This is a genomic window from Acidiphilium sp. JA12-A1, from assembly GCF_000724705.2.
Classification (GTDB): domain Bacteria; phylum Pseudomonadota; class Alphaproteobacteria; order Acetobacterales; family Acetobacteraceae; genus Acidiphilium; species Acidiphilium multivorum.
Map to the genome: position 1 here is coordinate 33,285 of NZ_JFHO01000003.1, position 24,684 is coordinate 57,968.

Here is a 24,684-nt window from a genome sequence, read left to right on the forward strand (position 1 = left end):
GTTTATAGAGAGGCGGAGATGATCCGTCATCACCACTCTGCAGGAGAATTGGCATGACCGAGAGACCGCGGTTTTTTGATGATCTGGCAGGCCTTGCCGGCGGCGCGCTCTCGGCGGCCAGCGGCCTGCGCGACGAAATCTCAGCCCTGGTGCGGGCGCGGGTCGACGAGGCGATCCGGCGGCTCGACCTTGTCAGGCGCGAGGAATTCGATGCGGTGATGGAGCTTGCGGTCAGGGCGCGTGCGGAATCCGAAGCTCTTGCCTCCCGTGTTGCGCATCTTGAGGACATGGTAATTCCGGCGGCTCCACGCCCTGTCGGACCCGATGCCGGTGCCGACGGGGTGGCCGAGGCGCCGGCATCGGGTCCGCTGGCGGTCCCGGATCAGGATGGCAATGCGCCGATCTGACGCAGATAGCCAAGCAGCGGCAGCAGGGGCAGGCCGAGGATCGTGAAGAAATCCCCCTCGATCCGCTCGAAAAGTTGAATTCCCTGCCCCTCAAGGCGATAGGCGCCGACCGAGTGCAGTGCGGCCTCGCCCTCGGCGGCTAGATAGGCGGTAATGAAGGCGTCCGAGAGAGGCCGCATGGTCAGCCTCGGCGCCTCGCCGTGAAACCACGTCACTTCGCCGTCACGGACGCAGGCAATGCTGGTCTCGAGCCGGTGCGTCCGGCCGGAAAGCCGGTGCAGGGTTTCGGCGGCCTCCTCCCGGTCGGCGGGCTTGTCAAACCATGTGCCTTCGCAATCCAGCATCTGATCGGCGCCGATCACGACCGCATCGGGATGACGGGCAGACACCGCGAGTGCCTTCTCCCGGGCAAGCCTGGCCGCAACCACCGCAGCCGACTGGCCGGCCAGCGTGCCGGCGCGCTTGATGGGCGTTTCATCGACCCCCGATGACTCGGTATCCGCCAGCACACCGGCCGCCTTCAGCATCGACTGCCGGGTGACCGAGGTGCTGGCGAGAATCACCCGCACTCAGAACCCCTCGAGCACGATCTTCCCGCGGGTGGTTCCGCTTTCGATTGCCGCGTGGGCACGGCGCAGATTGGCGGCCGTGATCGGGCCGTAATTCTCGGTCATCGTAGTGCGGAGGACACCTTGGTCGACGAGCCGGCTCACCGATTGCAGGATGTGATGCTGTTCGATCATCTGCGTCGTCTGATGCAGCGAGCGCGCGAACATGTATTCGGTGTGCACCGAGGCCGACTTGTTGAAGATTTCGTTCATATCAAGCGGCCCCGTCGATTCGATGAGCCCGATCCGCCCTTCCGGGGCAAGCACATGGCACAATTCGCGCCAGTGCCGTTCGACGTGGTTGGTGCAGAATATGTAGCTTGGCGCGCTCACTTCGCATGTCTCGAGCTGGTGCGCCAGCGGATGGTGGTGATTGATCACGTGATGCGCGCCGAGAGATGAGCACCAGTTGATGGTTTCCGGCCGTGAGGCCGTCGCGACCACGACGAGTCCCGTCAACTGGCAGGCAAGCTGGATCGCCATCGAGCCGACGCCGCCTGCGCCGCCGACAATCAGCAACGTATCGTGATGCACGCGGTCGCGCGGGATGGAAAACCGGTCGAAGAGCATTTCCCATGCTGTGAGTGTCGTCAGCGGCAGGGCTGCGGCTTCGGCGAAGCTCAGCGAGCGCGGCTTGCGGGCGATGATCCGCTCATCGACTGCGTGGAACTGGGCGTTGCTGCCCTGGCGGTCGACGGAGCCGGCGTAGAAGACCTCGTCGCCGATACCGAACCGCGTGACGCCGGGACCAACCGAGCGCACGATTCCAGCGGCATCGAAGCCGAGGATGCGGGGCTCGCCGAGCGGTTCGTTACGCCGCCGGATCTTGGTGTCCACCGGGTTCACCGACACGGCGCGAACCTCGACCAGAACGTCGTGAGTCCGCAATACCGGATCGGGTGCCTCGATATCGATCAGCGCCTCGTCGGCAGTGACTGGCAGAGAGTGAGTGAAGGCGACAGCTTTCATGAGTTGGCCTCATCTTTGGGGACGGAAGATCCGTGCCCGTTTCAGGAAATCCGCAACAATCCAGGCCCCTCAGCGGCGAGCCAGGATGTTGCCGTGACCCGGTGCGGCGTCAGCATCTCGGCAAGCCGCCAGAAATCCGGGCCATGATTCATGTGGCGCAGATGCGCCGCTTCGTGCGCAACGACATAGTCCTGAACGAAAGACGGCGCCATGATCAGGCGCCATGAAAACATCAGGGTCCCGTTCGCCGCGCAACTGCCCCATCGCGTCCTGGTGTCCTTGACCCGGATGGCCGCGGGGCGGGCGCCGACATGTGCGGCCTTGTCGCGCGCCTGGGCCGACAGTTCCCGCAACGCAAGGTCGTGCAACGCATCCCTCACGCGCCGGGCCAGGAACTCTGGATGACCGCCGATCCGTATGGCGGCCTGTTCGATGATTGCGCCACCGCGCAGAGACGGGTCATGGACGATCCGGTGAGGCCGTCCAAAAATCGGGATTTCGTTGCCATCCGCGATGATGACCGGAGCGGGCAGGGCGGCAAGACGTTCGGCAACCCATATTTCATGGCCGCGGAGCAGTGCCAGGCCCGCTTTCCGCGATCCGCGAGGCGGCAGCGTGATCACGATCCGTCCGCCCTGAGGGTCGATTCGCAGGGCGATCCGCCGCGCGCGGGCGCTTCGTCGCCATAAAATCGATGTCTGCAATCCGCCGATCACTACGGGTTCGGCCCCGTCATGTGGTTCGACATCGAACGGGACGACCGGCACGTTGGCTCCTATCCGGCGTGGCACCTGGCGCGCGGCCAACGGGCCGGCCAGTTCACGATATGGTCCTCAAGGTGATGCACCGAGGTCTCGCTTCGCACCCGTCCCGCAACCGACGCGCCTGCACGAAATGTGCTTTCCGGATCACCCGTCAGCAGCGGGTGCCAATCCGGCAAATCCTTGCCTTCGGCAATCAGCCGATACGCGCAGGATGGCGGCAGCCAGTCGATGGCAGTGACAAGCTCGGGTGTGAGCGCCGAACAGTCGGGCACCTCGCGAAGCCGGTTTTCATAATTTCGGCATCGCCCCGTTGCCGTATCCAGCAGGCGGCACGAGACATTGGTGAACGCAAGTTCATTCGTTTCCTCGTCCCGCAGCTTGTGCAGGCAGCAGCGGCCGCACCCGTCGCAAAGGGACTCCCATTCCGACGGGGTCATCTCTTCGAGGCGTTTCGTGCGCCAGAACGGTGCGTTGCCAGCTTTCGACATGACAACAGCCTAGCCCGGCGGGACGTGCCGGAAAAGCATTATCCGCCGTATTTGGCAAGCATGGCGCGAAGCGGATTGGCCCCTGCGTTGTTGACCGTCATGTTCACAACAATCTGCCGCGGGCCGACCGTCTGGCCGTAATATTGCTGGTCTAGTGCCGCGTCATTCGAGAAAACCGAGCCTGACAAGGATATCCCGCCATAAAGTCCGCGGGACTTGGCGAAGGTCACGATATCGGCGCCGAGGGCGGTGCCACTGGAACCGCCAATGCCGGCGCCGAGGGTTGCCACCGATACGCCGGCATCGGCGCCAATCTTGAACTGGCTGTTGAGGAACGCGTTCAGTGCGGTGTTGTTCATCAGCAGCATGATGACCTCGGCGTCCTGGGCGCCGATCTGCAGGCCGAAGCTGCCGCTGCCCATGGTGTAGAATGCCGGATCAGACCAGGAGCCGCCCGCCGCGCGCGACACGAGAACGCAACTCCCGCCTTCGCCGCCAACGAAGAATCCGGCCTTGAAGATCCTTGGACAAACGACGACGGCCTTTGCGTTGCGTAGCAGCTGAGTCGCCTGGCCGGCGGACGCAGTGCCCGACCCCAGCATGGTCTCGATGGTGAGCGTCGACCGGTCGACGAGTTCCTGTGCCGCATTCGGCGTTCCCGCGTCCGATGCGCAGGAGGCAAGCGGAATCGCGAGCAGCAGCGCTGCGATGCCAACCCTGGTCGTTCCGCGAGCGACGCCGCGAACCACGTCATTATGTTTCATCATCAACCGTCTCCGTCTGAACGATCTGGGGAATTGATTTGGCCTCAATCCGCCTGTCGTTCAAATGGAAATTTGTTCATTGACCGTGACGACCCGCCATGCGTGACCGTGGTGCTCGATCCGTGTGACGGAAAGATTCTCGATCGCGAGGCTGAGCGCCTGGTGCGCCGTGAGGTCGAGAGCGTGGGCAACGGCCGCCCGGATTGCTCCGCCGTGAGAGACGGCAACGACGTCCTTCCCCCGGTGCGCTTCGCCCAGCCGGTCGAGACCGGTGCCGACACGCGCGCGCAACTGGGCGAAGCTCTCGCCTTCCGGCGGCTGTTCATCTCCGCCCACCGGCCAGAACGGATGCGGCGAACCGCGCCGGTTGAACTCCGACATGTTCATTCCCTGCCAGATCCCGAAATCCTGCTCGATCAGGGTTTCCTCGACCTGAGGGACGACCGGTCCGTATCCGGCAGCCATGATCGCTTCAGCTGTCAGCCGCGTGCGGGAGAGCGGGGTGACGACCCAATGAGCCGGGCGGGGCAGGCTGCTGGCGAGCGCGGCATAGCGTGGCGTGTCCCGCAGGCGGCGTTCGCCGCAGATCGGCACGTCCATCTGCCCATAGAGAAGGGCGAGTGCATCCGGCGTGACGGTGGCATGGCGGATCAGCCAGAAGGTCGTCGGTTTCATGTCGGGTTCCGTCATTCGAGGTGGGGCCGGGCTGGCGTCATTCGCCGATCGTGACCAGCGCGCCACTGCGTCGCGCCGCCCTGAACTGGGCGGCAAAAATCATGGCTGCGGCAGCCATCCAGATGCCATTCAGGCCGAACGCGATTCCAAGTTGGCTGAAATCTGTCACGTGCCGGTAGAGCGCGCTGCGCATGCCCGCGAAAATGTGGGCGGCCGGCAGCGCCTCGGCGACGGGGCGTAACCAGCCGGGGAGAATCGAGGCCGGATAGAAGACGCAGGCGACCGGAGTGAGGCCGAAAGCCAGTGTCCAGGCCAACGCCTCAGCCGACGCCCCATAGCGGAACAGCAGCGAAATCACGCCAAGGGCGAGCCACCAGCCCATGAGAAACAGGTTCAGCATGAACAGGATGAGGGCGGGGCCAAATGTAAAGACGTTGAAGTCGTAGAGCAGAAAGGCGATGACGGCGGCCGGCGCAAGGCCGGCGAGGGAGCGCATGACGGAGACACCGAGCAGCGCGAAGACCATCTCACGCGGGCGCAGCGGGCTGACGAAGACATGGCCCAGGTTACGGGACCAGATTTCTTCGAGGAACGAGATCGTTACCCCCATCTGCGCGCGAAGGGCGACTTCCCAGAGCAGCACGCCGCCGATCAGCGCGCCGGCGGCGCGTACCGGCAGGTCTGCATGGCCCTGAACGACGAATTTCGCCGTGAAGCCCCAGATCAGCAATTCGAGCGTCGGCCAGTAGGCGAGTTCGAGCAGGCGCGGCCAGGACCGCCGGTAAAGGCAGAAATGGCGATACATCAGACCCCAGATGCGGCGCAGAGCGGCAATCATGATGCCCGGGACTCCGTGCCGCGCGCGATGGCGAGAAAGACCTGCTCAAGATCACCGCGGCCATATCGCGCAATCAGCCCGGCCGGCGTGCCGCGATCGACGATGCGTCCACCCTTCATCATCAGAACCTCGGCACAGAGCCGCTCCACTTCGGCCATGTTGTGCGAGGCGAGCAGGATCGCCGCGCCCGTTTCGTCGCGATAGCGTTCGAGCCCGGTGCGAACGTAATCCGCGGTATCCGGATCGAGGCTTGCTGTTGGCTCATCGAGCAGAATCAGGGCGGGGCGGTTGATCAGCGCCTTGGCCAGCGCGACGCGGGTTTTCTGTCCGGCCGAAAGCGCGCCCGCCTTGCGGCGCAGGAGTGCCTCGAGATCGAAATCCCGGGCCAGTTCGCGAATCCGCCGCTCAAGCTGCGGAACGTTGTATAGATGACCGTAGACGCGCAGATTTTCCTCGACGGTCAGCCGCATCGGCAAGGCGACATAGGGCGACGAATAATTCATCCGGGCCAGCGCGGCGAACCGGTCGCGCGCCATGTCGTGGCCGAGCACGCGGATCGCTCCGGCGTCGGGCGCCAGGATGCCAAGAAGCATCGAAATCGTTGTCGTCTTGCCCGCGCCATTGCCCCCGAGCAGGCCGCAGGTGGTGCCCGGAGCGACTCTGAAACTCACGCCCTCCACCGCGCGCACGGCGCCGAAGCTCTTGGTCAGGTTCTCGACGTTGATCGCATCCATGCCGATGTCACTGAGGCCGTTTTCAGTCTTCCGCCGCCGGCTCGCGCCTCAGCACGAAAAGCCCCTGTTCCCCAAACAGATTGGCAAGCAGTGGAAAGCGCCGCCAAGGGGCACGGCGGCCGGCCTCGTCGGCGGCAAGCCATTGCTCGACCTGATAGTGTTCCGTCGCGCAGAGGTCGAAGAAGTCGCGAATCGTGCATGGATGGATATTCGGCGTCTCGTACCACATCCTGTTCCATGTCGTCGTCATCGGCATGCGCCCGGTCGAAAAGAGCTGCCAGCGCAGGCTCCAGTGGCCGAAATTCGGGAAGCTGACGATGGCCCTGGTGCCGACCCGCAGCATCTGGCGCAGCACCTCCCGCGGCTGTTCGACCGCCTGAAGCGTGCGCGAAAGCACGACGTAATCGAACGCGGCATCGGGGTAGTGGATAAGGTCCGCATCCGCATCGCCCTGCATGACCGGCAGGCCATGGGCTACGGCGCGCGTGACTTCCGCCATGTCGATCTCGATGCCCCGCGCATCGCACCTGCGCGTGCGAGCGAGAAGGTCGATCAATGCGCCGTCGCCGCAGCCGATATCGAGGACCCGCGAGCCTGGCGGGATCATCTCTGCGATCAGTTCGAGGTCGACGCGCATGTTCTTGCCGACGAACCGCACCGGCGCTTGCTGGCTCATTGCAGGCCCGCCGCTTCGGCCGCGCCGGAGATGAAGCCGGCGACGGTACGATGGAAGTCGGGTTCGTCGAGCAGGAAAGCATCGTGCCCCTTGTCACTGACGATCTCGACGAAGCTGACATTCGCCGCGACCTGATTCAGTGCGCGCGCCATAGCCCGGCTTTCCGCTGTCGGGAACAGCCAGTCGGAACTGAAGGATACCAGAAGGAAGCGTGTCTTCGTGCCGCGAAAGGCGGCCGACAGCGACCCGCCATGATCGGCGGCGAGATCGAAATAGTCCATTGCCCGCGTGATCACGAGATACGAGTTGGCATCGAATCGCCGCACGAAGCTCGATCCCTGATGTTCGAGATAGCTTTCGACCGCGAAGCGTTCACCGAAGACGGGCGCGGCGAGGGCGTTCTGGCGCTGTAGCCGGCGGCCGAATTTCCTGGCCAGGGCCGCTTCCGAGAGGTAGGTGATATGTGCGGTCATGCGCGCGACGGCGAGGCCGCGGGCGGGAATCACGCCATGTGTCCGGTAGTGGCCACCATGAAAATCAGGGTCGGTATAGATCGCTTGCCGGCCGACCTCATGGAAAGCAATGTTCTGCGCGGAATGATAGGGCGCGGTCGCGATCGGCACGGCGGCAAACACGCGGTCCGGAAACAGCGAAGCCCAGGCGAGCACCTGCATGCCCCCCATCGATCCGCCGACAACCGCGAAAAGGCGTTCGATTCCAAGCCAGTCAACCAGCTTCTTCTGGGCGCGCACCATGTCCTGAACGGTGATCGCAGGAAAGTCGATCGACCAGGGCTCGTCGGCCCCGTGATCGCGCCGGCTGCGTGGTCCCGTCGATCCCATGCATCCGCCCAGCACATTCGCGCAGATCACGAAGAACCGATCAGTGTCGACCGGCTTGCCGGCGCCGACCAGGGCGTTCCACCAGCCCGGCTTTCCCGTAAGAGGGTGCGGCTCGGCAACGTACTGGTCTCCCGTTAGCGCATGACAGATGAGGATCGCGTTGCTCTTCTCGGCGTTCAGCGAGCCATAGGTGCGGTAGGCCACCTCGAGCCGCAGCAGCGTCGTGCCGCAGTCAAGAACGAGGCCATCTGAAAACGATGCCGTCTGATGGGCTATGTCAGGGAAAGGGGACTGATCCATGGCCCGCCCGATATGCGCTCAACCCATGCGGGCGGCAAGGATGGGGCTTGCCGTGCGGCGTGCCTCCTGTATCAGATAGATTGAAAGTCAGTATGTTGGATTATCATGTCTGAAACGCCGCCTTCGCCGACCCCGAACGATACTGCTCCGGAGACGCTTGCCAGGCTTCGCGCCGAGATCGATGCGCTGGATGACCGGATCCACGACATGCTGATGCAGCGCGCGGAGATCATCGAGCGCGTTGCCTCTCAGGGGGGGAAACGCGGCGTGCCGATCCGTCCCGGGCGCGAGGCGGCGATCCTGCGCCGCCTGCTCGATCGGCACCAGGGATCGCTCCCCCAGCACACGATCGTCAGGATCTGGCGGGAACTGTTTTCCGGCGCCCTGATGATCGAGGGAGGGCTCGTCATCGCCGTCGCTGACGGCGTGCAGGCCGAACTGCTGGCCGTCGCGCGCGAGCATTTCGGGCCGCTGACCGCCATGCGCCGCCACCGCACGCCCTCCCAGGCCCTCGCCGATGTCACCGGCGCTGCGGCGCATGCAGCGGTTTTGCCGCTTCCATCCGATGAGGACGATGATCAGGCGGCGTGGTGGGTCGGCCTGATGCATGGAGGCCCGCCGCGTCTGTCCATCGTTGCAAAGCTGCCCTTCTGGGGACGGCGAGGGGAGGGTGTGCCGCAGGCCGACGCCTATGTCGTCTCATCCTTTGTGCCGGACGCAAGCGGGAATGACCGCAGCCTGATCGGCATTGAGATCGTCCCCGATACCAGCACGGCGCGGATCGTCGGGATGTTGCGCGATGCCGGATTCGACGTCGGCTCCCTGCTGCTCCGCAGGGTTACGCGGCGGGAGGTCGGTTATGCGCTGGCTGACGTCGAGGGGTATGTGCCGCGCGAGGATGCCCGACTCGGCACGCTGGCCGGTTTCCTCGCGCCGCCTGTCGTGCTCGGGTCGTATGCCGCGCCAGTTGGTGCGTCTGGTCCCTCGCGATGAGCGGTCTGCCCACCGCGCGCCCCGCCGTCTTTTCGGTTCCACCCTACGTCGGGGGCGAATCAAGGCTCGATGGGGTGAACCGGGTCATCAAGCTGTCGTCCAACGAGGGCGCGTTCGGCCCGCCGCCTGGCGCCATCGCGGCGCTGACCGAAGTGGCGGCAATCGCCCATCGCTATCCGGATGGAGGGGCGACATCGCTGCGTGCGGCGATCGGTCGTCGCTTCTGCCTCGACCCGGCGCGGATCGTTTGTGGGAACGGATCCGATGACCTGATTGCCCTGCTGATCCAGTCCTATGGTGGGCCGGGGACCGAACTGGTGATGAGCCGGCACGGGTTCCTGATCTATGAGATCGCCGCACGGCTCGCCGGGATGAATGTACGGAAGGCGCCGGAACGAAATCTGACGGCCGATATCGATGCCATGCTCGCCGAGGTGACGCCGGCGACCCGGCTTGTGTTCCTGGCCAATCCGAACAATCCGACCGGCAGCCTCGTGCCCGCCTCGGACGTCTCCCGGCTTCGGGCGGAACTACCGCCGGATGTATTGCTGGTCCTCGACGCAGCCTATGCGGAATATGTCGAGCGCGCCGATTACGACCCGGGCGTCGAACTGGTCGATTCCGGCCAGAACACGGTGATGACCCGCACATTCTCGAAAATGTTCGGGCTTGGTGGCGTGCGCCTGGGCTGGGCCTATGCGCCACTCGCGATTGTCGATGTGCTGAACCGGACCCGTATGCCCTTCAACGTGAGCGGCCCCGCCGCCGCCGCGGGGATTGCCGCGCTCGACGAGCCGGGCTGGGTCGAGCGTTGCCGCAACCATAACACCCGCGCCCGGACGGAACTGGCGGCGCGGATCGAACGAGCGGGATTCCGCGTCTGGCCGAGCGAGGCGAATTTCCTGCTGGCCGATCTTGAGACCGCCGATCGTGCGGCTGCTGCCGATACTCATCTGCGCAGCCGGGGCATCATTGTTCGGCAGGTGGCGGCCTATGGATTGCCGCAATGCCTGAGGATCACGATCGGAACCGACGAGGAATGCTCGACCGTCGCCGACGCGCTCGATGATTTCGGCCAAAACCATGGCTGAGCCGCTGTTCAACCGCCTTGCCCTGCTGGGAATCGGGTTGATCGGCTCGTCGATCGCGCGGGTTGCCCGCGAGCGCGGCGATCTGGCCCGGACGATCGTAGCCAATGCCCGAACGCAGGCAACGCTCGACCGTGTCATGGAACTGGGCATTGCCGATGAATGCGAGATTGACCCCGCACGCGCCGTGCAGGGGGCGGATTGCGTTATCTTCTGCGCGCCGGTGGGCGCCTACGCCGCCTTGGCCGAGGAGATTGGCCCCCATCTCGCGCCGGGCGCGATCGTCAGCGATGTCGGATCGACCAAGCAGTCCGTCATCCGCGATATCGGGCCGCACCTGCCGGAAGGGGTGCATTTTGTCCCCGCCCATCCGATGGCCGGGACAGAGTTTTCGGGTCCCGATGCAGGGTTCGCGGGTCTGTTCAAGGGCCGCTGGTGTCTTCTTACTCCGGTGCCGGGCACGGATCAGGATGCGATCAGCCGCATGCGGACGTTCTGGGAGCGCTGTGGCGCGATGGTCAGCGTCATGGATGCCGCCCATCACGATCGGGTGGTGGCGATTGTCAGTCATCTGCCGCACCTCATTGCCTTCACGATCTGCGGCACGGCGGACGACCTCGCCGACGAGACCAGGCAGGAAGTGCTGCAGTTCGCCGCCTCGGGCTTCCGGGATTTCACCCGGATCGCTGCGTCCGACCCGACAATGTGGCGCGACGTGTTCCTCAACAATCGCGAGGCACTACTGGAAATGCTGGCCCGCTTCACTGAGGATGCGCAGGCCATGGCACGCGCCGTTCGGTGGGGCGATGCCGCTTACATCGAGGACAAGGTTCTGCGCGGCCGCAAGATCCGCCAGGCGCTGATCGACATCAATCAGGCCTGAGCGAGGCCTTGCCGGTTTGCCACGGGGCACCGGCTTCGCTATCAGCCGCACAACCCGAGCAATCCGAAGGTCAATATGGCGCCGAATCAGACGCGGCAGAAGCGTGGACGTATTATCGACGGCTGGATCGTGCTGGACAAGCCGCCGGGGATTACCAGTGCGCATGCTGTGGCCCGCATCAAGCGATTGCTCCAGGCCGCGAAAGTCGGCCACGGCGGCACGCTCGATCCGTTGGCGACGGGCGTCCTGCCGATTGCCCTGGGCCGGGCGACAAAGATGGTGCCCTATGTCATGGACGGGACCAAGCGGTATCGCTTCACCCTTCGTTTCGGCGAGGCGCGTGATACCGACGACGCGGATGGCGCGGTAGTCATGACGTCCGATTTCCGGCCGGAAACGTCGGACATCGATGCTGCCCTCGTCGCGTTTCGCGGTACGATCATGCAGGTTCCGCCGGCGTTCTCAGCAATCAAGGTTGATGGTGAGCGTGCCTACGACCTGGCGCGCGCCGGTCTGCCGCCTGAGTTGCCGCCTCGCCCGGCGCAGATCGACCGGTTCGACCTTATCGACCGGCCCGACCCTGATCATGCGATTTTCGAGGTGGAGTCAGGCAAAGGGGTCTACATGCGGTCGTTGGCGCGCGATTTGGCGCGTGCGGTGAACACTGTGGGGCACATAGCTGCATTGCGTCGTCTTTCCGTTGGCCCCTTTGCCGAAACGGGCTCGACGACGCTGGACAAGATCGCCGATTCCGGCGATAGCCTCGCCCGCGATCCGGACTTCCTGCTTCCCGTCGAGACCGCGCTGGACGACATCCCGGCCCTGGCCCTGACCGAAGCGGAAGCCGCTGCCCTTAGAAATGGCCAGGCATTGAGCCTTGTCCAGTTCATGGGTCGGATTCCGTTGGCCTGCGATCCCGATGGCGGATTGGCGCGGCTGATGGCGGGTCGCCGTTTCGTGGCGCTAGGTCGTCTGACTGACGGCCAACTCAAGCCGGAACGTGTGCTTTAATTTCAGAAACAGGAGTCTACGCGATGTCGATTACACCGGACCGCCGGCAGGAACTGATCGGCGAATATGCCAACAAGGCGAATGATACGGGCAGCCCCGAGGTGCAGGTCGCGCTGTTGACCGAGCGGATCGTCAACCTCACCGAGCATCTCAAGACACATGCCAAGGATTTCCACTCGCGCCGCGGCCTGCTGATGCTGGTTGGCCGTCGCCGCCGACTGCTCGATTATGTGAAACGCCAGGACGTCAAGCGTTACGAGGCCCTGATCGGCCGTCTCGGCCTGCGCCGTTGACCGGCTGGAGCGTTTCGCGCTCCAAATCGTTACGCCGAACTCACATGCCGCCCGCCGATTCCGCTTGATCGGCGGGCGCGAATGGCCAAAATAGGGTCGACAGCGGCATTCCGCCGCTCGACGAGGAGTATCAAGCAATCATGGCTATGGGTCCCGACATGCGTTCCTATCGCAGCGCAACCGTTGCGGCAGGTGCAGGCGTTCTGGACGAGGGTCTGCGCGCCTATATGCTGCGGGTCTATAACTGGATGGCGTCAGGCCTGCTGCTGACGGCCATTGTCTCGTATGCGATCTCGCATACCGGGCTGATCAACGCGTTCTATCCGCTGGTTGCGACGCCCGGCGGCGCAATGATCCGCGAGCCTGGCATCCTTGCCTATATCAGCATTTTCGCACCGCTGGCGTTCATGCTCGTGATGAGCTTCGGAGTGAACAAGCTGAGCACCACGCAGGCTCAGGCCCTGTTCTGGGCATTCTGTGGTCTGATGGGCGCAAGTCTGACCAATATTTTTCTAGTTTATACCGGGCAGTCCATCCTGACGACGTTTTTCGTCACGGCCGGCACCTTCGCGGCGATGAGCATCTACGGCTACACGACGCGAACCGACCTTACGAAATTCGGCAGCTTTCTGGTGATGGGTGTGATCGGTCTGCTGATTGCCATGGTGGTGAACATCTTTCTTCACTCTCCGGCCATGCAGTTTGCAATCAGCGCGATCGGTGTGCTGGTGTTCACTGGGCTTGCGGCATACGACACGCAACGGATCAAGGCTGATTATGTCCAGTACGGTTACCGGTTCGGCGCCGGAATGGCGGCGAAGCGGAGCGTTTATGACGCACTTCAACTCTATCTGAACTTCATCAACCTGTTCCTCTTCCTGTTGCAGTTCATGGGCAATCGTCGGAACTGATTTCAGGATCTGTAAATCCTTGCAGAGCAGGCTCCAGTTGATTTCTGGAGCCTGTTTTTTTGCTCAGACCTGTCACGATCAGAGGAACGAATTCAGCCGTTCTCGTAAAATCCGGCCTCGACCAGTTCGACAACGGCCGCCAAGGCTTCCTTAGCGTCCCAGCCTTCGGCGGTAATCTCGATCGTTGAACCGAGTCCCGCCCCCAACATCATCAATCCCATGATTGATTGCGCCGAAACGGACTGACCATCGCGGGATACCTCGACGGACGCGCTGAATTTCTCGGCCAAAGTCACCAATTTGGCTGCGGCGCGCGCATGAAGGCCGCGGGCATTGCAGATGGTGACCGTCTGGGCCAAGCGAACGGGCGAATGATCGGCGCTCATCCGCACGCACGCTTCGGTGTGACGGGGTGGAGGATCTCTGATCCACAGGCAATGTATTTTCGACCGGCTTCTTCCGCGCAATGAACGGCATCTGCCAGGCTATGTGAGCCGCGGACCTTTGCCAGCTTGACCAGCATCGGCAGGTTGACCCCGGCGATTACCTCCACGTCGTCGCGCTCCAGCATGCTCATCGACAGGTTGCACGGCGTTCCTCCGAACATGTCGGTCAGAACCACCACGCCGTCACCTGTATCGACATCGGCAACGCGATCGGCAATTTCCTTGCGCTGGGTTTCAATATCGGCATCCGCCTCGACGGAGACGGTCGCGATGTTTCTCTGCGGACCGACGACATGCTCCAGCGCCTCGCGGAGAGCGACGCCAAGCTTGCCATGGCTTACGAGCACCATACCGATCATTTCTGGACTCCGGGCATCGGAGCACCTTGATGGGCTCCCGGCATCGCCTTCCACGCACCGCCTGCGGATCTGGAGCCGAGGCTGCGATGCTCAATCAGGACATTCCAGTCAGCATTGCGCAGACGGCTCCCCAGCATCTCCACGAGAGAGACCGAGCGGTGCTTTCCGCCCGTGCAACCAAACGCGATCATGACGTATTTCTTGCCCTCACGAACAAAACGCGGCAACAGATAATCGGTCAGGCCGCTGACCCGCTCGAAGAATTCGGGAAAATCGGGATCCTGTCGGATATAGTCCCTTACCTGGGGATCGAGGCCGGTCCTGTCGCGCAGGTCCGGTATGTAATGGGGATTGCGCAGGAAGCGGGTGTCGAGCACAAGGTCGGCTTCCTGCGGCAATCCAGACGGATATCCGAATGAAACCAGCGTGATGGACATTCCCGGGCCGCCAAGCCCGAAACGCTGATCAATGATTTGCCGAAGCCCGGCCAGGGAGAGTTCGGAGGTATCGATAACCCAGTCCGCCGCATTGCGAAGGGTGCGGGTCAGGGCCTGTTCGGTTTCGATTCCTTCGCTCACGGTGCCGGCCAATGCCAAAGGATGCCGACGCCTCGTTTCGCTGAAGCGGCGCTGCAATGCTTCTGGGCTCGCCGTGATGAATATGAGTTCTGGGCGGACACTTCCCCGTGTCTGCAGCCGATCGATGGTCGACAGGACATCCTCGGCCGAAAAATCCCGGGTCCGAGCGTCCACGCCGACTGCCAGCGGCTTGTCGCCCCGCACCAACGTTTCGACGATCCGCAACGGCGGGTTATCCACCGCCTCATAACCGATATCTTCCAGCGCGCGCAAAACGGAATTGCGTCCTGCGCCGGAGAGGCCGGTAACGATCACCATGCGTGCGCTCATTCGACGAAGCTCCCGCAATACTGCATACGGCGGCCGCCAAGTGCGTCGAGCGCCCAATGAATCCGGATCGGTGCCGAGCAGGAATGCGGGTTTATGGTGATCTCCGGTGCGTTCAGGATGTCATTGGTGCGAGGTTTCGGCAAACGTTCTTCGATCCCGCAGAGCTGAACGACGAGCTTCAAAGTCGCCTGGCGGACTGCTGGCACGCCGAACAGCCCGATCCCACGCAACTCAATCATGCCAGCAAGTGTGTCCGGTGCGGATACCTGGTCCCCGGCGACCTGCACCTGATCATCGGCCACAAGGTTGAAGCCGCGGTCGATCAGCTTGAGCAACAAGTCAGATTTGCCGGACCCGGGCGGGCCCAGCAGCAAAACCGCGTCGTCGCCTAGTGCCGCACAAGAACCATGCAAAAGCATTTGAGTTTAATTGTGGCAAGTTTCAGGCGAAAGAGGAAGGGGGCAGCCGACGATGCCGCTCTGACGATGCCGCTGGCCCGGTTCGACGTATTGCCGTGAGGCCAACAAAGGCAGAAAACGAGATATTTCAGGAAATAAGGATTTGATAAAATTTAATTAATTAATATAATCCAAAAATATGAAAAAATTTCAACGCGAGCAATCCGGTGTGTGGGCTGTTCAAGGACTCCTTTTGTTTTCTGTCGCTTCCGGCAGCAATTCGGATGCAAACATGCATGCGTCGTAACGTTGCTGCAACGCTTATGCAAAGGTGCTTGAGCGATCCTAGGTTGCAGACGGCTGATGTTGCAGGCGGTCTGGCCCAATCAGTAGGAATTGCCATGCCGGCTTCATGCCGTGCTTTTTTGATCGGCTTCATCGTTCGCACTGTCGTTTTGTCACGGCCGGCCGCGAAGCCATGCCGGTGAATATCGCCCGGCGCTTTCGGGGCGGATCGTTGCTCATGGTCGCAGGCCTTGCGATTGCCAGCGACAGTGATGCGCGGCGGCGACCCGGAGAATGTATCCAGCCCAGCAGGATTTCCTTTCGGCGTCCTGCATCTGGTCGCGGCAATGTCATGATTGGCCCGGCGAAGCGTGGATATTCCATCAAGGCGGCGCAGACTTCATCGCAACCAATCGCCTGGTTACGGCGACTTCCAGGACGTTCACCGTGACGCGCGGCTGTGGCCAACCTGTTCCTTCTCACATTGTCAGGCACAACAGCCGATGGTTGTATTCCATAAGGCCCGTCTGGCGTATCAGGGATCGATCGGCCGGAACGAGTGCAGGGGTGAGGCTGGTTGGCGTTGAATTCCCTGAACTTGCCTCGAATCCGGGGCTGCGGCGAGGTGACATCGTTCACGCGATGAACAGAGTTCCGATATATGATGCGGGTGTGTTGATGCGAGCCTTCATCTCGGTGCGGTCGGCGCATATTGAACATTGCAGGTGATGCGAGACGGCGACATCTCTGGCCTGTCTGTCATGGTCGGCCGCAGGCCGGCGAACTTGGGAGCGACTGATGCGAATACTCGTGGTGGAAGATGACAAGGATGTCGGCGGCTTCGTGGTGAAGGGGCTGCGCGAGGCGGGGCATACGGTCGAGCATGCGGATAACGGGCGGGATGGGCTTTTCATGGCGGCATCGGAGAATTTCGATGCGATCATTCTCGACCGGATGCTGCCGGGCGGGATCGACGGCCTGCGCCTTCTGGAGACGCTTCGTGCGCAGGACAACGTGACGCCGGTTCTGTTCCTGTCGGCCCTGGGTGAGGTGGATGATCGCGTCAAGGGCCTCAAGGCCGGCGGCGATGACTATCTCACCAAACCTTTCGCGTTTGCCGAACTTCTGGCCCGGGTCGAAGCGATGGCCCGGCGTGGCAAGGGCGAAGGTCCGGCGACGCGCCTGAACGTCGGCGACCTCGAAATGGACCTGCTGTCGAGAGGCGTGAAGCGGGCCGGACAAAAGATCGATCTGCAGCCCCGTGAATTCCGGCTGCTCGAGTATCTGATGCGCCATGCCGGCCAGGTCGTGACCCGGACCATGTTGCTGGAGGGAGTGTGGGACTATCACTTCGATCCGCAGACGAACGTGATCGACGTTCATATCTCCCGTCTCCGCCAGAAGATCGACAAGCCCTTCGACACCCCGCTTCTGCATACGGTACGCAATGCCGGATACATGTTGAGGGTCGAGGAACCCTGAGAACGCGTTGTGAGCAGCGGCGCCTCCGATACCGAAGAACTGCGAGGCTTGCCCCAGAGGCACGTCCGACATAATCGCCTATTGCGTTCGGCTGGCGTTCGGTTTGCGATTTTCTACGCGCTTGTTTTCGGGATTTCGGCCATCGTTCTGGCCGGCTCGCTCTACTATTCGACGATCGGCCTGCTCGGGAGGCAGACCCATGAGGCGATCCGCGTCGACGCGCGCAGCCTGGCCGCTCATTTCGAGGCAGGCGGGTTGACCGGACTGGTTCTGACCCTGGACAGTCGGATCAGCGAGGACATCAACGACCACGCCATCTACCTGCTGGTCGATCCGCTGGGAAACCGGATCGCCGGCAACATGAGCCGATGGCCGCAAGGCATCAATACTGCTCACGTCTGGTATCAGGTGCCGCTCGAGCGAGGCGGCCGCAAATCGACGGCTCTGATGCGCTATTACGAACTGCCGGGCGGGTTTCAACTGCTGGTCGGCCGGGATGTCAGCACGCGCGCCCAGTTGCGGCGCATTCTCCGCGATGGGCTGCTCTGGGCCCTTGCGGCAATGGCGTTTCTTGGTGTGCTCGGAGCGATCGTCATTCGCGGCCTGTTCAAGCGGTCACTGGCCGACATTTCCGGCATAACCCGGGCCATCGCCCGCGGAGACCTGACCCGGCGGGTCCGCCGCTCGGGCAACGGTGACGAGTTCGATGAACTTGCTGAAACGATCAACGACATGCTCGATCGCATCGCGAAACTCATGGACGGCGTCCGCGAAGTGTCGAATTCGATCGCGCACGATCTTCGCACGCCGATTACGCGCGCCCGTGCGAGGCTCGAAGACGCCGCCGCACATGCGCGAACCACCGAGGAACTGCAAAGCGCCGTTGAGCGGGCGACCTTGGATCTCGACGGAATTGTTAACGTGTTTCAGGCCCTGCTTCGCATCGCCGAGATCGAGGCCGGCGCCCGCCGTTCGGCGTTCAGGGATGTCGATCTCGCGCCTGTGCTCGACGATTTGGCAGAGTTTTTCGATGCGTTGGCCGAGGAACGAGGCATTCTCATTGTCCGTGACTGGCCGAAATCGATCCCGATTTTTGGCGACCGCGACATGCTGCAGCAGGCGGTCTCCAACCTGCTGGATAACGCGATCAAGTTTTCCCGTGAAACCGACAGGGTGGTCATAGCCGCCCATGCCGGCGGTGGCCATGTGGAAATCCAGATCGCTGATCATGGTCCGGGCATTCCGGAGGCAGACCTGTCACGTGCCACCGAGCGATTCTATCGCGCCGAGGCGGCGCGTTCCACGCCGGGGTCAGGGTTGGGGCTTGCGCTTGTTTCCGCAATCGCACAACTCCATGGAGGTTCGCTGCTCCTGGAAAACAACGAGCCGGGCCTGCGGGCGCGTCTCATCCTGTCCCAGAGGGACAATGCTCCGCCACAATCACCGCGCCAGGAAGCTGCGTCATCGATGGCGTGATTCCGCGCCTCCCGGTTCATTTCGACTCTGATTGACATCCGACCGCGCCGTCCCGATACCGTGATCAATTGCGGAATGCGGGCCATGAAACGGGGCGGCGGGTGCGGGGCGCAATCTGTCCGCGTCATCTCTTCATCCAGCATAGCGTCCGGGGAGGATGAGACCATGACCGATACCACGAGCGCCGCTGCGCCTTCGTCCTGGAGCGCGCGTCTGACCCCCGCCCATTGGCGGGTGTTGACCGCCGCCTTCTTCGGCTGGGTGTTCGACGGATATGAGACCTACGCCCTGATCACCGTGATTGGCCCTGCGATGGCCGCGCTTCTGCCAGCGTCCGAACGCGGGCACATCCATGCCGCCGCCGGCCTTGCCATTGCCATTACCCTGCTCGGCTGGGCGGCCGGTGGAACGGTTGGCGGCATTGCTGCCGATTATATCGGCCGCAAGCGGATGCTGCTGATATCGGTGGTTGGCTACAGCCTGTTTACCGGTCTGACCGCATTCAGCACGTCGGTCGGCATGCTCGTGGCGTTCCGCTTCCTCACCGGCCTGTTTCTCGGTAGCGAATGGAGCACTGGCAATTCGCTGCTGGCCGAAACCTGGCCGAACGAGGCCCGCCCCAAGGGCGCCGGCTTTCTGCAGTCCGGCTTCGGGTTCGGCGCCTTCCTCGCTGCAGCCGTCTGGTACCTGCTGCGTCCGTTGGGGCCCGACGCGTGGCGTGCGATGTTTCTGGTCGGCGTCCTTCCGGGCTTTCTTGTGCTGTTTCTGCGTCGCCGCATCGACGATTCAGAAGCATGGGCACGGGCGGTTCGCGAGAAGCGCTGGGCCGTGACTGAAAATTCCGGCAGGCTGAGCCTGTCGGCGCGTCCTTTCACGCTCTTCCAGCTCTTCGCCGATCCGGAGGGCCGGCGCCGGACCGTGCTGGCCTGCCTGATGTCGATCAGCACGACGATGGGGTGGTGGGGAATCGCCACTTGGATACCCGGCTTCGTCGGGGGCTTCGCTGCCCATCACGGGCTTCACGGGCCATACTGGGCGAGCGTTGCCGGGCTCGTCTACACTGCGGGAGCCGTGGTTGGCTATCTCGTTTCTGGCTTCCTTGCCGACTGGATGGGCAGGCGGCGTTACCTAGTCTTCCTGTTCGTCGGTGGCCTCGTCATGACACCGGCGGTCTATCTATGGTCACATTCCCTCGCCACGCTGCTCTTCGCCTCATGGCTGAACGGCTTCTGGACCCTCGGCGCGTTTTCCTGGTACGCGATCTATCTGCCGGAACTCTTCGCAACCAATGTGCGCGGTACTGCTTCGGCATTTGTCTTCAATGCCTCGCGGTTTATCGCGTTTCTCGGTCCGCTGATGGCTGGGGAATTGATTGGCGCGCTGGGCGGGCTGGCACATGTCGCGCTGGCCTTTTCCGTGATCTATGTCATCGGCCTCGTTGTCGCGCCGTTCATGCCGGAAACGAAAGGGCAGCCGCTGCCGCAATGATGCGTCACGCGGCGTTCAGAACCGGGCCTTGAGCCCGACATTGACGGCCTCGGCATTCATGCCGGACGGCGCGTAATTTACGCTGACACCGGCATTCCAGCTCCATGCCCGGTCAAGCCTGCCGCTCAGCTGAAAGCCGGCCCGAAGGACATTCACCGGCAGGTTCTGTCCCGACAGGTTGAATGTGGCAGCCGGCGTCGCTTCGAAGGCACCCTGACTATTGCTGCTTCCGCCCAGCCGATGCTGCCATGCCAGACGCCCGCTGGCCAGTATCGCGTGGCCGAAGAGATCGAGCACCGTCCGGCCGCGCAGGCCGGTCGTCACATACCCGTCTGTCTGGTCGACAGCCGGCATCGCGAGGCCGAACCCGAGGCCGCCGGTTTCACTGACCGCGTGTTCATAGAGGTGCACGGCGCCGAGTCGAACATAGGGCGTCCAGGCCCCGATGCGATAGCCCGCTTCCGCCGCGAGGCCGCCGATCGTTCCCGTCGGTTCGCTGCTGACGGGGGCCGTCTGGTAGCCGAGCAGGACCGAGCGATCGACCCGCCCGTTCATCCACCCATAACTGACCTGACCTGTCAGGTAGGGGCCGGCGGCACCGCCAAGCCGGGCATAGGCGGTTGCGGTATCAAGGTCGCTGTGGAACCGCCCGCCGAAGCCGTTGAGGCTTGCATTGGCCTGATCATGGGCAAAGGCGACCCCGGCCGTGAAGTCCGGTGCGATAGGCGTGTCAAGGCCCACCACAACCCCGTTGTCGTTGTAATGGGCGCCATCTGTCCCGGTCTCACGGAAGCTGCCGAAGGTTCCAAGATAGCGCACCCAGACGGAGGTCGTCGGGCCGGCTTGGTGTTCGGCCGCATGACCGGCGATCGCACGGCTGATCGACATGTCCTCGTCGATCGTGATCGTGCGAAGCGTTGGATAGATTTCACCGGACAGGCTGATGAGGCTTGCCTGTGCCTGCTGGGCGGTTCTGGCGGAGAGAACGGCGGCGACAGCGTTGAGGAAGGTCGGGTTAGCCGCCGCCTCACCAGCTGACCAGGTGTTGATCTGCTGCAGGGCTCCCTGAACGCCGGAAGCCGCCGCCACCGCAACCGGGGTTGCGCCCGGCATGGCCGCAGCGACCTGGGCGACGTTCGAACGCGTTACCGTCGCCGTCAGATCCTGAGCGCCATATTGCAGGTTGCTCACGGTATAATAAACGCCAGCGCCATAGGTCTGGTTGGAGAAGGCGCCCTGAATCGAGCCGGCGCTGATGAATGTCTCGATCGATTGCGGCAGGTAGGTCTGCGGCGGCGCCAGAACCTTGAAGGTTCCGTTGAGTTGCGCCTTGCCGCTGACGGTCAGCGGATTGCCGATCGCGATCGCCGTCGAACTCCCGGAGCCTGTTGCGTAGTTTCCGTTGATGGTAAGGCCGCTGCCACCGGCGGCGGCCTGGCTGACCAACGTGCCGCCGGCGTTTGTCACGCTTCCATTGACGGTGCCGGAGCCGCCGAAGCTGCCTCCGTTGATCGTGACGGCCGAGCCGAGCGAACCCGTGAGGGCAAGGTTTCCGCCGTTGATGGTGGTGCCGCCGGCATATCCGTCGTTGCCGGTGAGGGTGAGCGTGCCGGTGGTGCCGTCAACGACGAGGCCGCCGGAGCCGCCGATATTGTTCGAGAACGTGCCCTGATCGCTGCCAATGTTGGCGGTGAAGGTGCCGAAGGCGAACTGAGCGGGTCCGTTGATCGCAGCGGCGGCGTTCACAAGGCCCCAGCCATAGGTGGTGTTGGGGGCGGGCGCCGAGCCGAGAGGCGTCGCTGTGGTCAGGAGTGTATCGGAGACATTGGCCGGCGTGAACCACGGAAATTTCTGCCAGATCAGCGCGGCCACACCGGTGATGATCGGCGCGGAAAAAGACGTGCCAACTGCAAAGCCGGTATTGAATGAGGTCCCGGCGACGATCGGCACCTGGTCGTAACCCGGCGCGGCAATGCACCATTGGGCGGTGATGCCGCAGGCGTTGGATGTCGGGTCGAGGCCGCTCACCTGACCCAGGCTATTGATGTCGACATTCACCGCCGAGATCCATTGGGGCTGCAACGAATTCGTGTAAGCCGGCGCCTCTGCCTCGACGCTGATGTCGTTTGGCGACTGCGGGTTGTTGCCCGCTGCCCACACATAAAGATTGCCGGTACCGAATGGCGCGAATAGTGCCCCGATCTGCTGCGAAGCCTGGATGGCGGCCGAGGCCGTCGAGAAACTGCTGGCATTTTCTGCGAGGGACTGGTTGAACAGATGAACACCGTTGGCCATCAGGTCCTGATACGTCTTGCCGTAGAGCGTGCAGGCGCCGGTGGCATCGCAGGTCTGGGCGACGTAAAGCGTCGCATCTGGCGCAACGCCGCCAGCAAAGAAGTTCACTGGCCCTTGCGTATTGTCGTAGGTGCCTTGGGTCGCTCCTCCGAGGAGCGCCGTCACGATCGACCCGTGACCATAGGGGTCGTTCGCTGACGCGATGTTATTCTGATTTAGCGTGTTATTGCCCTGAGCGAGGTATGAGTTGAACCAGGCAACCCGTCCCTGGAGGGCCTGCACGCCGGTATTGGCGCCGGTATCGAGGATTCCGATAGATACGCCAGCCCCGGTGGCTCCCTCCTGTATCGCGGTAACCACAGTGGTCGGCACATACTGATTATACGCGGGGTAGGTCCAGGTCTGGGCCGTCCCAAGATTGATCAGCGTCTGCAAGGTCGACAGGAGAGGCGTCGAGGTCGGGGACGTTGGTGTGGAAACCGATGACGGCGCGGGCAGGCTCGACGAGGCGGTGCCACCGCCAACCCCCCCGCCGCCCGAACAGGCAGACAGGCTCAACGCCGTGGCGGCAAGGAGGGAGAACCGCCTTGAGATCTTCATATCCGTTCCCCGTCATGATGATCTCGGCCCGGTGCTGGAAGACGCGCGGTATCGATAGCGCCGGCGCGCTTTGTGGAGCATGCTGAGGGGCGGGCAGGATGAGCTAGAGGAAGGTCGATGCGTGTCATGGTGTGACACACGCTACGAAGTTAATCTAAATTATTTATTAAAAAATAAATTTTCGATATCGTTGAGATATAATTCTAACTATCGAATAAATCAAAATATAAATTAAATTAAAATAAATGAAAATTATGATCCTAAATTTTATTAGCATTAAAAAATTAAACGATACCGAAATGATCAAAACATCTTCCGATCCAATCGGATCAAGAGTCGTCGAGGACTGTACGCGCCCGGCGACGAACCACATCGGAACGCGAGCCAACGGCTTTCCTATTCTACGCATAGCAGAGGTGGCAGTCACATTCCGTGGAGATCGCAGGTATTTCGAAACGATGATATTCTGGCTGCCGATGCCGTGCTTAATTTGCCCATATTCCGGGAATTATCACCTACCTATCTCGAGATTCATTTGCTCGACCATTCCGACTTTTATTCGCGCGGATGGGCGGAGGTGGCTGGGTCGAATTGAGGTCTCTACCGGCTGGTTCAGCCTCATCCCTTTGGTTGATCGAGAGAACGGGTGAATGCCTGTGGAGCAGATTGCAGTGGGCGACGTGCGCGCGATTGAACGGTTGAGGTTCGCGGGGCTGCTGACCTGCCATGTGGGGATTCGGATTGAGGTTGCCGCATCGACGGTACGCCTGACGCTACGGCGGCTGGAGGCGGCTGGAATGGGCGCGGATCCGCCGGGAGTTACAGCGCAAGCACCTCTCGCCGTGCATCCAGGGGGATCGGTATAGCTGCTTCTGTGAGCTCTGCCGGAACTGGGAAGCGAAGTTGCCGGTGACAATGCGCCAGACGCATGCTTCGGATAAGAAGCTGTTTGTCGATTATGCCGGCGATACGGTGCTGGTGGTGGTTGGACGACTTACCTGCGAGACGCGTGCGGCCCAGATCTCGTCGCGGTTCTCGGCGCATCGCGCTTCATCTATGCCGAGGCGACCTCAACTAGATGCTTGATCCCGGTTTTGATGCTGACAGGCCTGCTCTCAGGCGCCACGGGTGGCTCCGGCCGACGAGCCCGCCTTTCTGCCGTCACCGGCTTCCTATCGGGGCAACCAGCAGGCTGTAAAGGGAACGGGCGGAGCGGCGGGCCATGATCATTACCGCCGCTCCGCGCCGGGGCATCGCTCAGAACAGCCCGGCCGCGTATCTGCTCAACCCGGTAGGGGGGCGATGGGCAGTGATGCTCCGGTGACGGCGTTTTTGATAGCGGTGTAGGCATCAAGGCCGTGCCGCGCGGCGGTCCCGACGACGGATCGGACGTTGGCGAAGAAATCGGCGCCCCAGTTGGATCGGAACCCTCCGGTGACCTTGCGATATGTCGCGGTAGGCCGGAGTTCGCGCTCGGAGCCGTTGTTGTCCGCGGCGATATCCGGGTGGTCGAGGAAGGTGAAGAGATGATCACGAACCTTGCCGTATCGTCGGCGCAATCGTCTGCCGTGGTGGTTGATCGGGGCGAGCGCCATGACGGCGTCGAGATCATGGTCGAGGCGCCGCCGCCAGGCGCGTCTTGTAGCGTCCGCGAGCGTGCGATGGCGCCGCGCCAGCACGACGGCGCGGAGCAGCAGGGCCTT

The 24,684-nt window shown here is 62.7% G+C and carries 26 protein-coding genes; 10 read left to right on the forward strand and 16 right to left on the reverse strand.

The features are described from left to right. Nucleotides 1-53: 53 nt before the first annotated feature. Nucleotides 54-407 (forward strand): accessory factor UbiK family protein, encoded by a 354-nt coding sequence (locus tag RT91_RS00525; RefSeq protein WP_007422302.1) that lies wholly within the window; start codon nt 54-56, stop codon nt 405-407. Here RT91_RS00525 and RT91_RS00530 read toward each other — a convergent pair. The 10 genes from RT91_RS00530 to RT91_RS00575 all read right to left on the reverse strand — a co-directional run bounded on the left by RT91_RS00530 (nt 383) and on the right by RT91_RS00575 (nt 8,065). Beyond that, nucleotides 383-976, reverse strand: a complete 594-nt coding sequence (locus tag RT91_RS00530) for a nucleoside triphosphate pyrophosphatase (RefSeq protein ID WP_035185035.1) — start codon at nt 974-976, stop codon at nt 383-385. The two genes, RT91_RS00525 and RT91_RS00530, sit on opposite strands and share 25 nt — an antisense overlap. Continuing rightward, complete coding sequence (locus tag RT91_RS00535) at nt 977-1,984, reverse strand: zinc-binding alcohol dehydrogenase family protein (RefSeq protein ID WP_035185037.1); 1,008 nt, start codon at nt 1,982-1,984, stop codon at nt 977-979. It lies immediately after the preceding gene. A gap of 41 nt (nt 1,985-2,025) precedes the next feature. Continuing rightward, nucleotides 2,026-2,775 (reverse strand): SprT family zinc-dependent metalloprotease, encoded by a 750-nt coding sequence (locus RT91_RS00540; RefSeq protein ID WP_343205816.1) that lies wholly within the window; start codon nt 2,773-2,775, stop codon nt 2,026-2,028. Then, the gene (locus tag RT91_RS00545; protein ID WP_013639461.1) at nt 2,760-3,236 is read right to left on the reverse strand and encodes a YcgN family cysteine cluster protein; all 477 of its coding nucleotides are present in this window, start codon (nt 3,234-3,236) and stop codon (nt 2,760-2,762) included. The genes RT91_RS00540 and RT91_RS00545 overlap by 16 nt, the downstream gene beginning before the upstream one ends. Nucleotides 3,237-3,274: 38 nt before the next feature. After that, nucleotides 3,275-3,985 (reverse strand): lipid-binding SYLF domain-containing protein, encoded by a 711-nt coding sequence (locus tag RT91_RS00550; protein WP_240314129.1) that lies wholly within the window; start codon nt 3,983-3,985, stop codon nt 3,275-3,277. A 75-nt stretch (nt 3,986-4,060) separates the two neighbouring features. Then, a complete protein-coding gene (locus tag RT91_RS00555) occupies nt 4,061-4,675 on the reverse strand; it encodes a histidine phosphatase family protein (RefSeq protein WP_240314130.1) in 615 nt (204 codons plus the stop codon). 37 nt (nt 4,676-4,712) lie between these two features. Continuing rightward, complete coding sequence (locus tag RT91_RS00560; RefSeq protein ID WP_035185045.1) at nt 4,713-5,513, reverse strand: ABC transporter permease; 801 nt, start codon at nt 5,511-5,513, stop codon at nt 4,713-4,715. Continuing rightward, nucleotides 5,510-6,247 (reverse strand): ABC transporter ATP-binding protein, encoded by a 738-nt coding sequence (locus tag RT91_RS00565; RefSeq protein WP_013639464.1) that lies wholly within the window; start codon nt 6,245-6,247, stop codon nt 5,510-5,512. The genes RT91_RS00560 and RT91_RS00565 overlap by 4 nt, the downstream gene beginning before the upstream one ends. Before the next feature lie 22 nt (nt 6,248-6,269). Next, entirely contained in the window at nt 6,270-6,884 is a 615-nt protein-coding gene (gene metW, locus RT91_RS00570; protein ID WP_035185074.1) for a methionine biosynthesis protein MetW, read from the reverse strand. A gap of 35 nt (nt 6,885-6,919) precedes the next feature. Further along, nucleotides 6,920-8,065, reverse strand: coding sequence for a homoserine O-acetyltransferase (locus tag RT91_RS00575; protein WP_035185048.1), 1,146 nt, complete (start codon nt 8,063-8,065; stop codon nt 6,920-6,922). A 105-nt stretch (nt 8,066-8,170) separates the two neighbouring features. On the opposite strand from RT91_RS00575, the gene RT91_RS00580 reads away from it, so the two are divergent. The 6 genes from RT91_RS00580 to RT91_RS00605 all read left to right on the forward strand — a co-directional run bounded on the left by RT91_RS00580 (nt 8,171) and on the right by RT91_RS00605 (nt 13,244). Then, the gene (locus RT91_RS00580; RefSeq protein ID WP_011941525.1) at nt 8,171-9,058 is read left to right on the forward strand and encodes a chorismate mutase; all 888 of its coding nucleotides are present in this window, start codon (nt 8,171-8,173) and stop codon (nt 9,056-9,058) included. Further along, the gene (gene hisC, locus RT91_RS00585) at nt 9,055-10,149 is read left to right on the forward strand and encodes a histidinol-phosphate transaminase (RefSeq protein WP_013639466.1); all 1,095 of its coding nucleotides are present in this window, start codon (nt 9,055-9,057) and stop codon (nt 10,147-10,149) included. Before RT91_RS00580 ends, hisC begins: the two co-directional genes overlap by 4 nt. Further along, nucleotides 10,142-11,029 carry a prephenate/arogenate dehydrogenase family protein gene (locus tag RT91_RS00590; RefSeq protein ID WP_035185051.1) on the forward strand — a complete coding sequence of 296 codons (888 nt, stop codon included), beginning with the start codon at nt 10,142-10,144 and terminating at the stop codon, nt 11,027-11,029. The genes hisC and RT91_RS00590 overlap by 8 nt, the downstream gene beginning before the upstream one ends. Before the next feature lie 75 nt (nt 11,030-11,104). Continuing rightward, a complete protein-coding gene (gene truB, locus RT91_RS00595; protein WP_007422288.1) occupies nt 11,105-12,040 on the forward strand; it encodes a tRNA pseudouridine(55) synthase TruB in 936 nt (311 codons plus the stop codon). Nucleotides 12,041-12,063: 23 nt separating this feature from the next. After that, on the forward strand, nt 12,064-12,333 hold the full coding sequence (gene rpsO, locus RT91_RS00600) for a 30S ribosomal protein S15 (RefSeq protein WP_007422287.1): 270 nt from the start codon (nt 12,064-12,066) through the stop codon (nt 12,331-12,333). A gap of 140 nt (nt 12,334-12,473) precedes the next feature. Next, nucleotides 12,474-13,244, forward strand: coding sequence for a Bax inhibitor-1/YccA family protein (locus RT91_RS00605; RefSeq protein WP_007422286.1), 771 nt, complete (start codon nt 12,474-12,476; stop codon nt 13,242-13,244). Nucleotides 13,245-13,336: 92 nt separating this feature from the next. Here RT91_RS00605 and RT91_RS00610 read toward each other — a convergent pair whose 3' ends face one another. Genes RT91_RS00610 through RT91_RS00625 form a run of 4 tightly spaced genes read right to left on the reverse strand, consistent with a single transcriptional unit; the run spans nt 13,337 to nt 15,376 of the window. Next, the gene (locus tag RT91_RS00610; protein WP_013639469.1) at nt 13,337-13,630 is read right to left on the reverse strand and encodes an HPr family phosphocarrier protein; all 294 of its coding nucleotides are present in this window, start codon (nt 13,628-13,630) and stop codon (nt 13,337-13,339) included. Further along, complete coding sequence (locus tag RT91_RS00615; RefSeq protein WP_011941528.1) at nt 13,627-14,049, reverse strand: PTS sugar transporter subunit IIA; 423 nt, start codon at nt 14,047-14,049, stop codon at nt 13,627-13,629. Before RT91_RS00615 ends, RT91_RS00610 begins: the two co-directional genes overlap by 4 nt. Beyond that, on the reverse strand, nt 14,046-14,957 hold the full coding sequence (gene rapZ, locus RT91_RS00620; protein WP_035185055.1) for an RNase adapter RapZ: 912 nt from the start codon (nt 14,955-14,957) through the stop codon (nt 14,046-14,048). The genes RT91_RS00615 and rapZ overlap by 4 nt, the downstream gene beginning before the upstream one ends. Beyond that, nucleotides 14,954-15,376, reverse strand: a complete 423-nt coding sequence (locus RT91_RS00625) for an HPr kinase/phosphorylase (RefSeq protein WP_011941530.1) — start codon at nt 15,374-15,376, stop codon at nt 14,954-14,956. The genes rapZ and RT91_RS00625 overlap by 4 nt, the downstream gene beginning before the upstream one ends. Before the next feature lie 1,062 nt (nt 15,377-16,438). Between RT91_RS00625 and RT91_RS00630 the strand changes: the two genes are divergently transcribed. The 3 genes from RT91_RS00630 (at nt 16,439) to RT91_RS00640 (ending at nt 20,086) form a co-directional block, all read left to right on the forward strand. Next, nucleotides 16,439-17,122 carry a response regulator transcription factor gene (locus tag RT91_RS00630; RefSeq protein WP_011941533.1) on the forward strand — a complete coding sequence of 228 codons (684 nt, stop codon included), beginning with the start codon at nt 16,439-16,441 and terminating at the stop codon, nt 17,120-17,122. 9 nt (nt 17,123-17,131) lie between these two features. Further along, the gene (locus RT91_RS00635) at nt 17,132-18,598 is read left to right on the forward strand and encodes a HAMP domain-containing sensor histidine kinase (protein ID WP_011941534.1); all 1,467 of its coding nucleotides are present in this window, start codon (nt 17,132-17,134) and stop codon (nt 18,596-18,598) included. A gap of 165 nt (nt 18,599-18,763) precedes the next feature. Next, nucleotides 18,764-20,086: an MFS transporter gene (locus tag RT91_RS00640; RefSeq protein ID WP_013639473.1), complete on the forward strand. Its 1,323-nt coding sequence runs from the start codon at nt 18,764-18,766 to the stop codon at nt 20,084-20,086. A 15-nt stretch (nt 20,087-20,101) separates the two neighbouring features. Here RT91_RS00640 and RT91_RS00645 read toward each other — a convergent pair whose 3' ends face one another. Continuing rightward, nucleotides 20,102-22,981: an autotransporter domain-containing protein gene (locus RT91_RS00645; protein WP_152982764.1), complete on the reverse strand. Its 2,880-nt coding sequence runs from the start codon at nt 22,979-22,981 to the stop codon at nt 20,102-20,104. Between the two features lie 1,283 nt (nt 22,982-24,264). Beyond that, nucleotides 24,265-24,684 (reverse strand): transposase (locus tag RT91_RS00650; protein WP_035185062.1); only part of this gene is annotated, 420 nt, incomplete at its 5' end.

Excerpts from the sequence above, each read along its gene's own strand:
- rapZ (WP_035185055.1), bottom strand. The coding sequence starts at position 14,957 with ATGAGCGCACGCATGGTGATCGTTACCGGCCTCTCCGGCGCAGGACGC.
- RT91_RS00525 (WP_007422302.1), top strand. The coding sequence starts at position 54 with ATGACCGAGAGACCGCGGTTTTTTGATGATCTGGCAGGCCTTGCCGGC.
- RT91_RS00610 (WP_013639469.1), bottom strand. The coding sequence starts at position 13,630 with ATGAGCGCCGATCATTCGCCCGTTCGCTTGGCCCAGACGGTCACCATC.
- truB (WP_007422288.1), top strand. The coding sequence starts at position 11,105 with ATGGCGCCGAATCAGACGCGGCAGAAGCGTGGACGTATTATCGACGGC.
- RT91_RS00640 (WP_013639473.1), top strand. The coding sequence starts at position 18,764 with ATGACCGATACCACGAGCGCCGCTGCGCCTTCGTCCTGGAGCGCGCGT.
- RT91_RS00545 (WP_013639461.1), bottom strand. The coding sequence starts at position 3,236 with ATGTCGAAAGCTGGCAACGCACCGTTCTGGCGCACGAAACGCCTCGAA.
- RT91_RS00580 (WP_011941525.1), top strand. The coding sequence starts at position 8,171 with ATGTCTGAAACGCCGCCTTCGCCGACCCCGAACGATACTGCTCCGGAG.
- RT91_RS00535 (WP_035185037.1), bottom strand. The coding sequence starts at position 1,984 with ATGAAAGCTGTCGCCTTCACTCACTCTCTGCCAGTCACTGCCGACGAG.
- RT91_RS00590 (WP_035185051.1), top strand. The coding sequence starts at position 10,142 with ATGGCTGAGCCGCTGTTCAACCGCCTTGCCCTGCTGGGAATCGGGTTG.
- RT91_RS00565 (WP_013639464.1), bottom strand. The coding sequence starts at position 6,247 with ATGGATGCGATCAACGTCGAGAACCTGACCAAGAGCTTCGGCGCCGTG.
- RT91_RS00630 (WP_011941533.1), top strand. The coding sequence starts at position 16,439 with ATGCGAATACTCGTGGTGGAAGATGACAAGGATGTCGGCGGCTTCGTG.
- hisC (WP_013639466.1), top strand. The coding sequence starts at position 9,055 with ATGAGCGGTCTGCCCACCGCGCGCCCCGCCGTCTTTTCGGTTCCACCC.
- RT91_RS00605 (WP_007422286.1), top strand. The coding sequence starts at position 12,474 with ATGGCTATGGGTCCCGACATGCGTTCCTATCGCAGCGCAACCGTTGCG.
- RT91_RS00560 (WP_035185045.1), bottom strand. The coding sequence starts at position 5,513 with ATGATTGCCGCTCTGCGCCGCATCTGGGGTCTGATGTATCGCCATTTC.
- RT91_RS00625 (WP_011941530.1), bottom strand. The coding sequence starts at position 15,376 with ATGCTTTTGCATGGTTCTTGTGCGGCACTAGGCGACGACGCGGTTTTG.
- rpsO (WP_007422287.1), top strand. The coding sequence starts at position 12,064 with ATGTCGATTACACCGGACCGCCGGCAGGAACTGATCGGCGAATATGCC.
- RT91_RS00645 (WP_152982764.1), bottom strand. The coding sequence starts at position 22,981 with ATGAAGATCTCAAGGCGGTTCTCCCTCCTTGCCGCCACGGCGTTGAGC.
- RT91_RS00555 (WP_240314130.1), bottom strand. The coding sequence starts at position 4,675 with ATGAAACCGACGACCTTCTGGCTGATCCGCCATGCCACCGTCACGCCG.
- metW (WP_035185074.1), bottom strand. The coding sequence starts at position 6,884 with ATGCGCGTCGACCTCGAACTGATCGCAGAGATGATCCCGCCAGGCTCG.
- RT91_RS00575 (WP_035185048.1), bottom strand. The coding sequence starts at position 8,065 with ATGGATCAGTCCCCTTTCCCTGACATAGCCCATCAGACGGCATCGTTT.
- RT91_RS00615 (WP_011941528.1), bottom strand. The coding sequence starts at position 14,049 with ATGATCGGTATGGTGCTCGTAAGCCATGGCAAGCTTGGCGTCGCTCTC.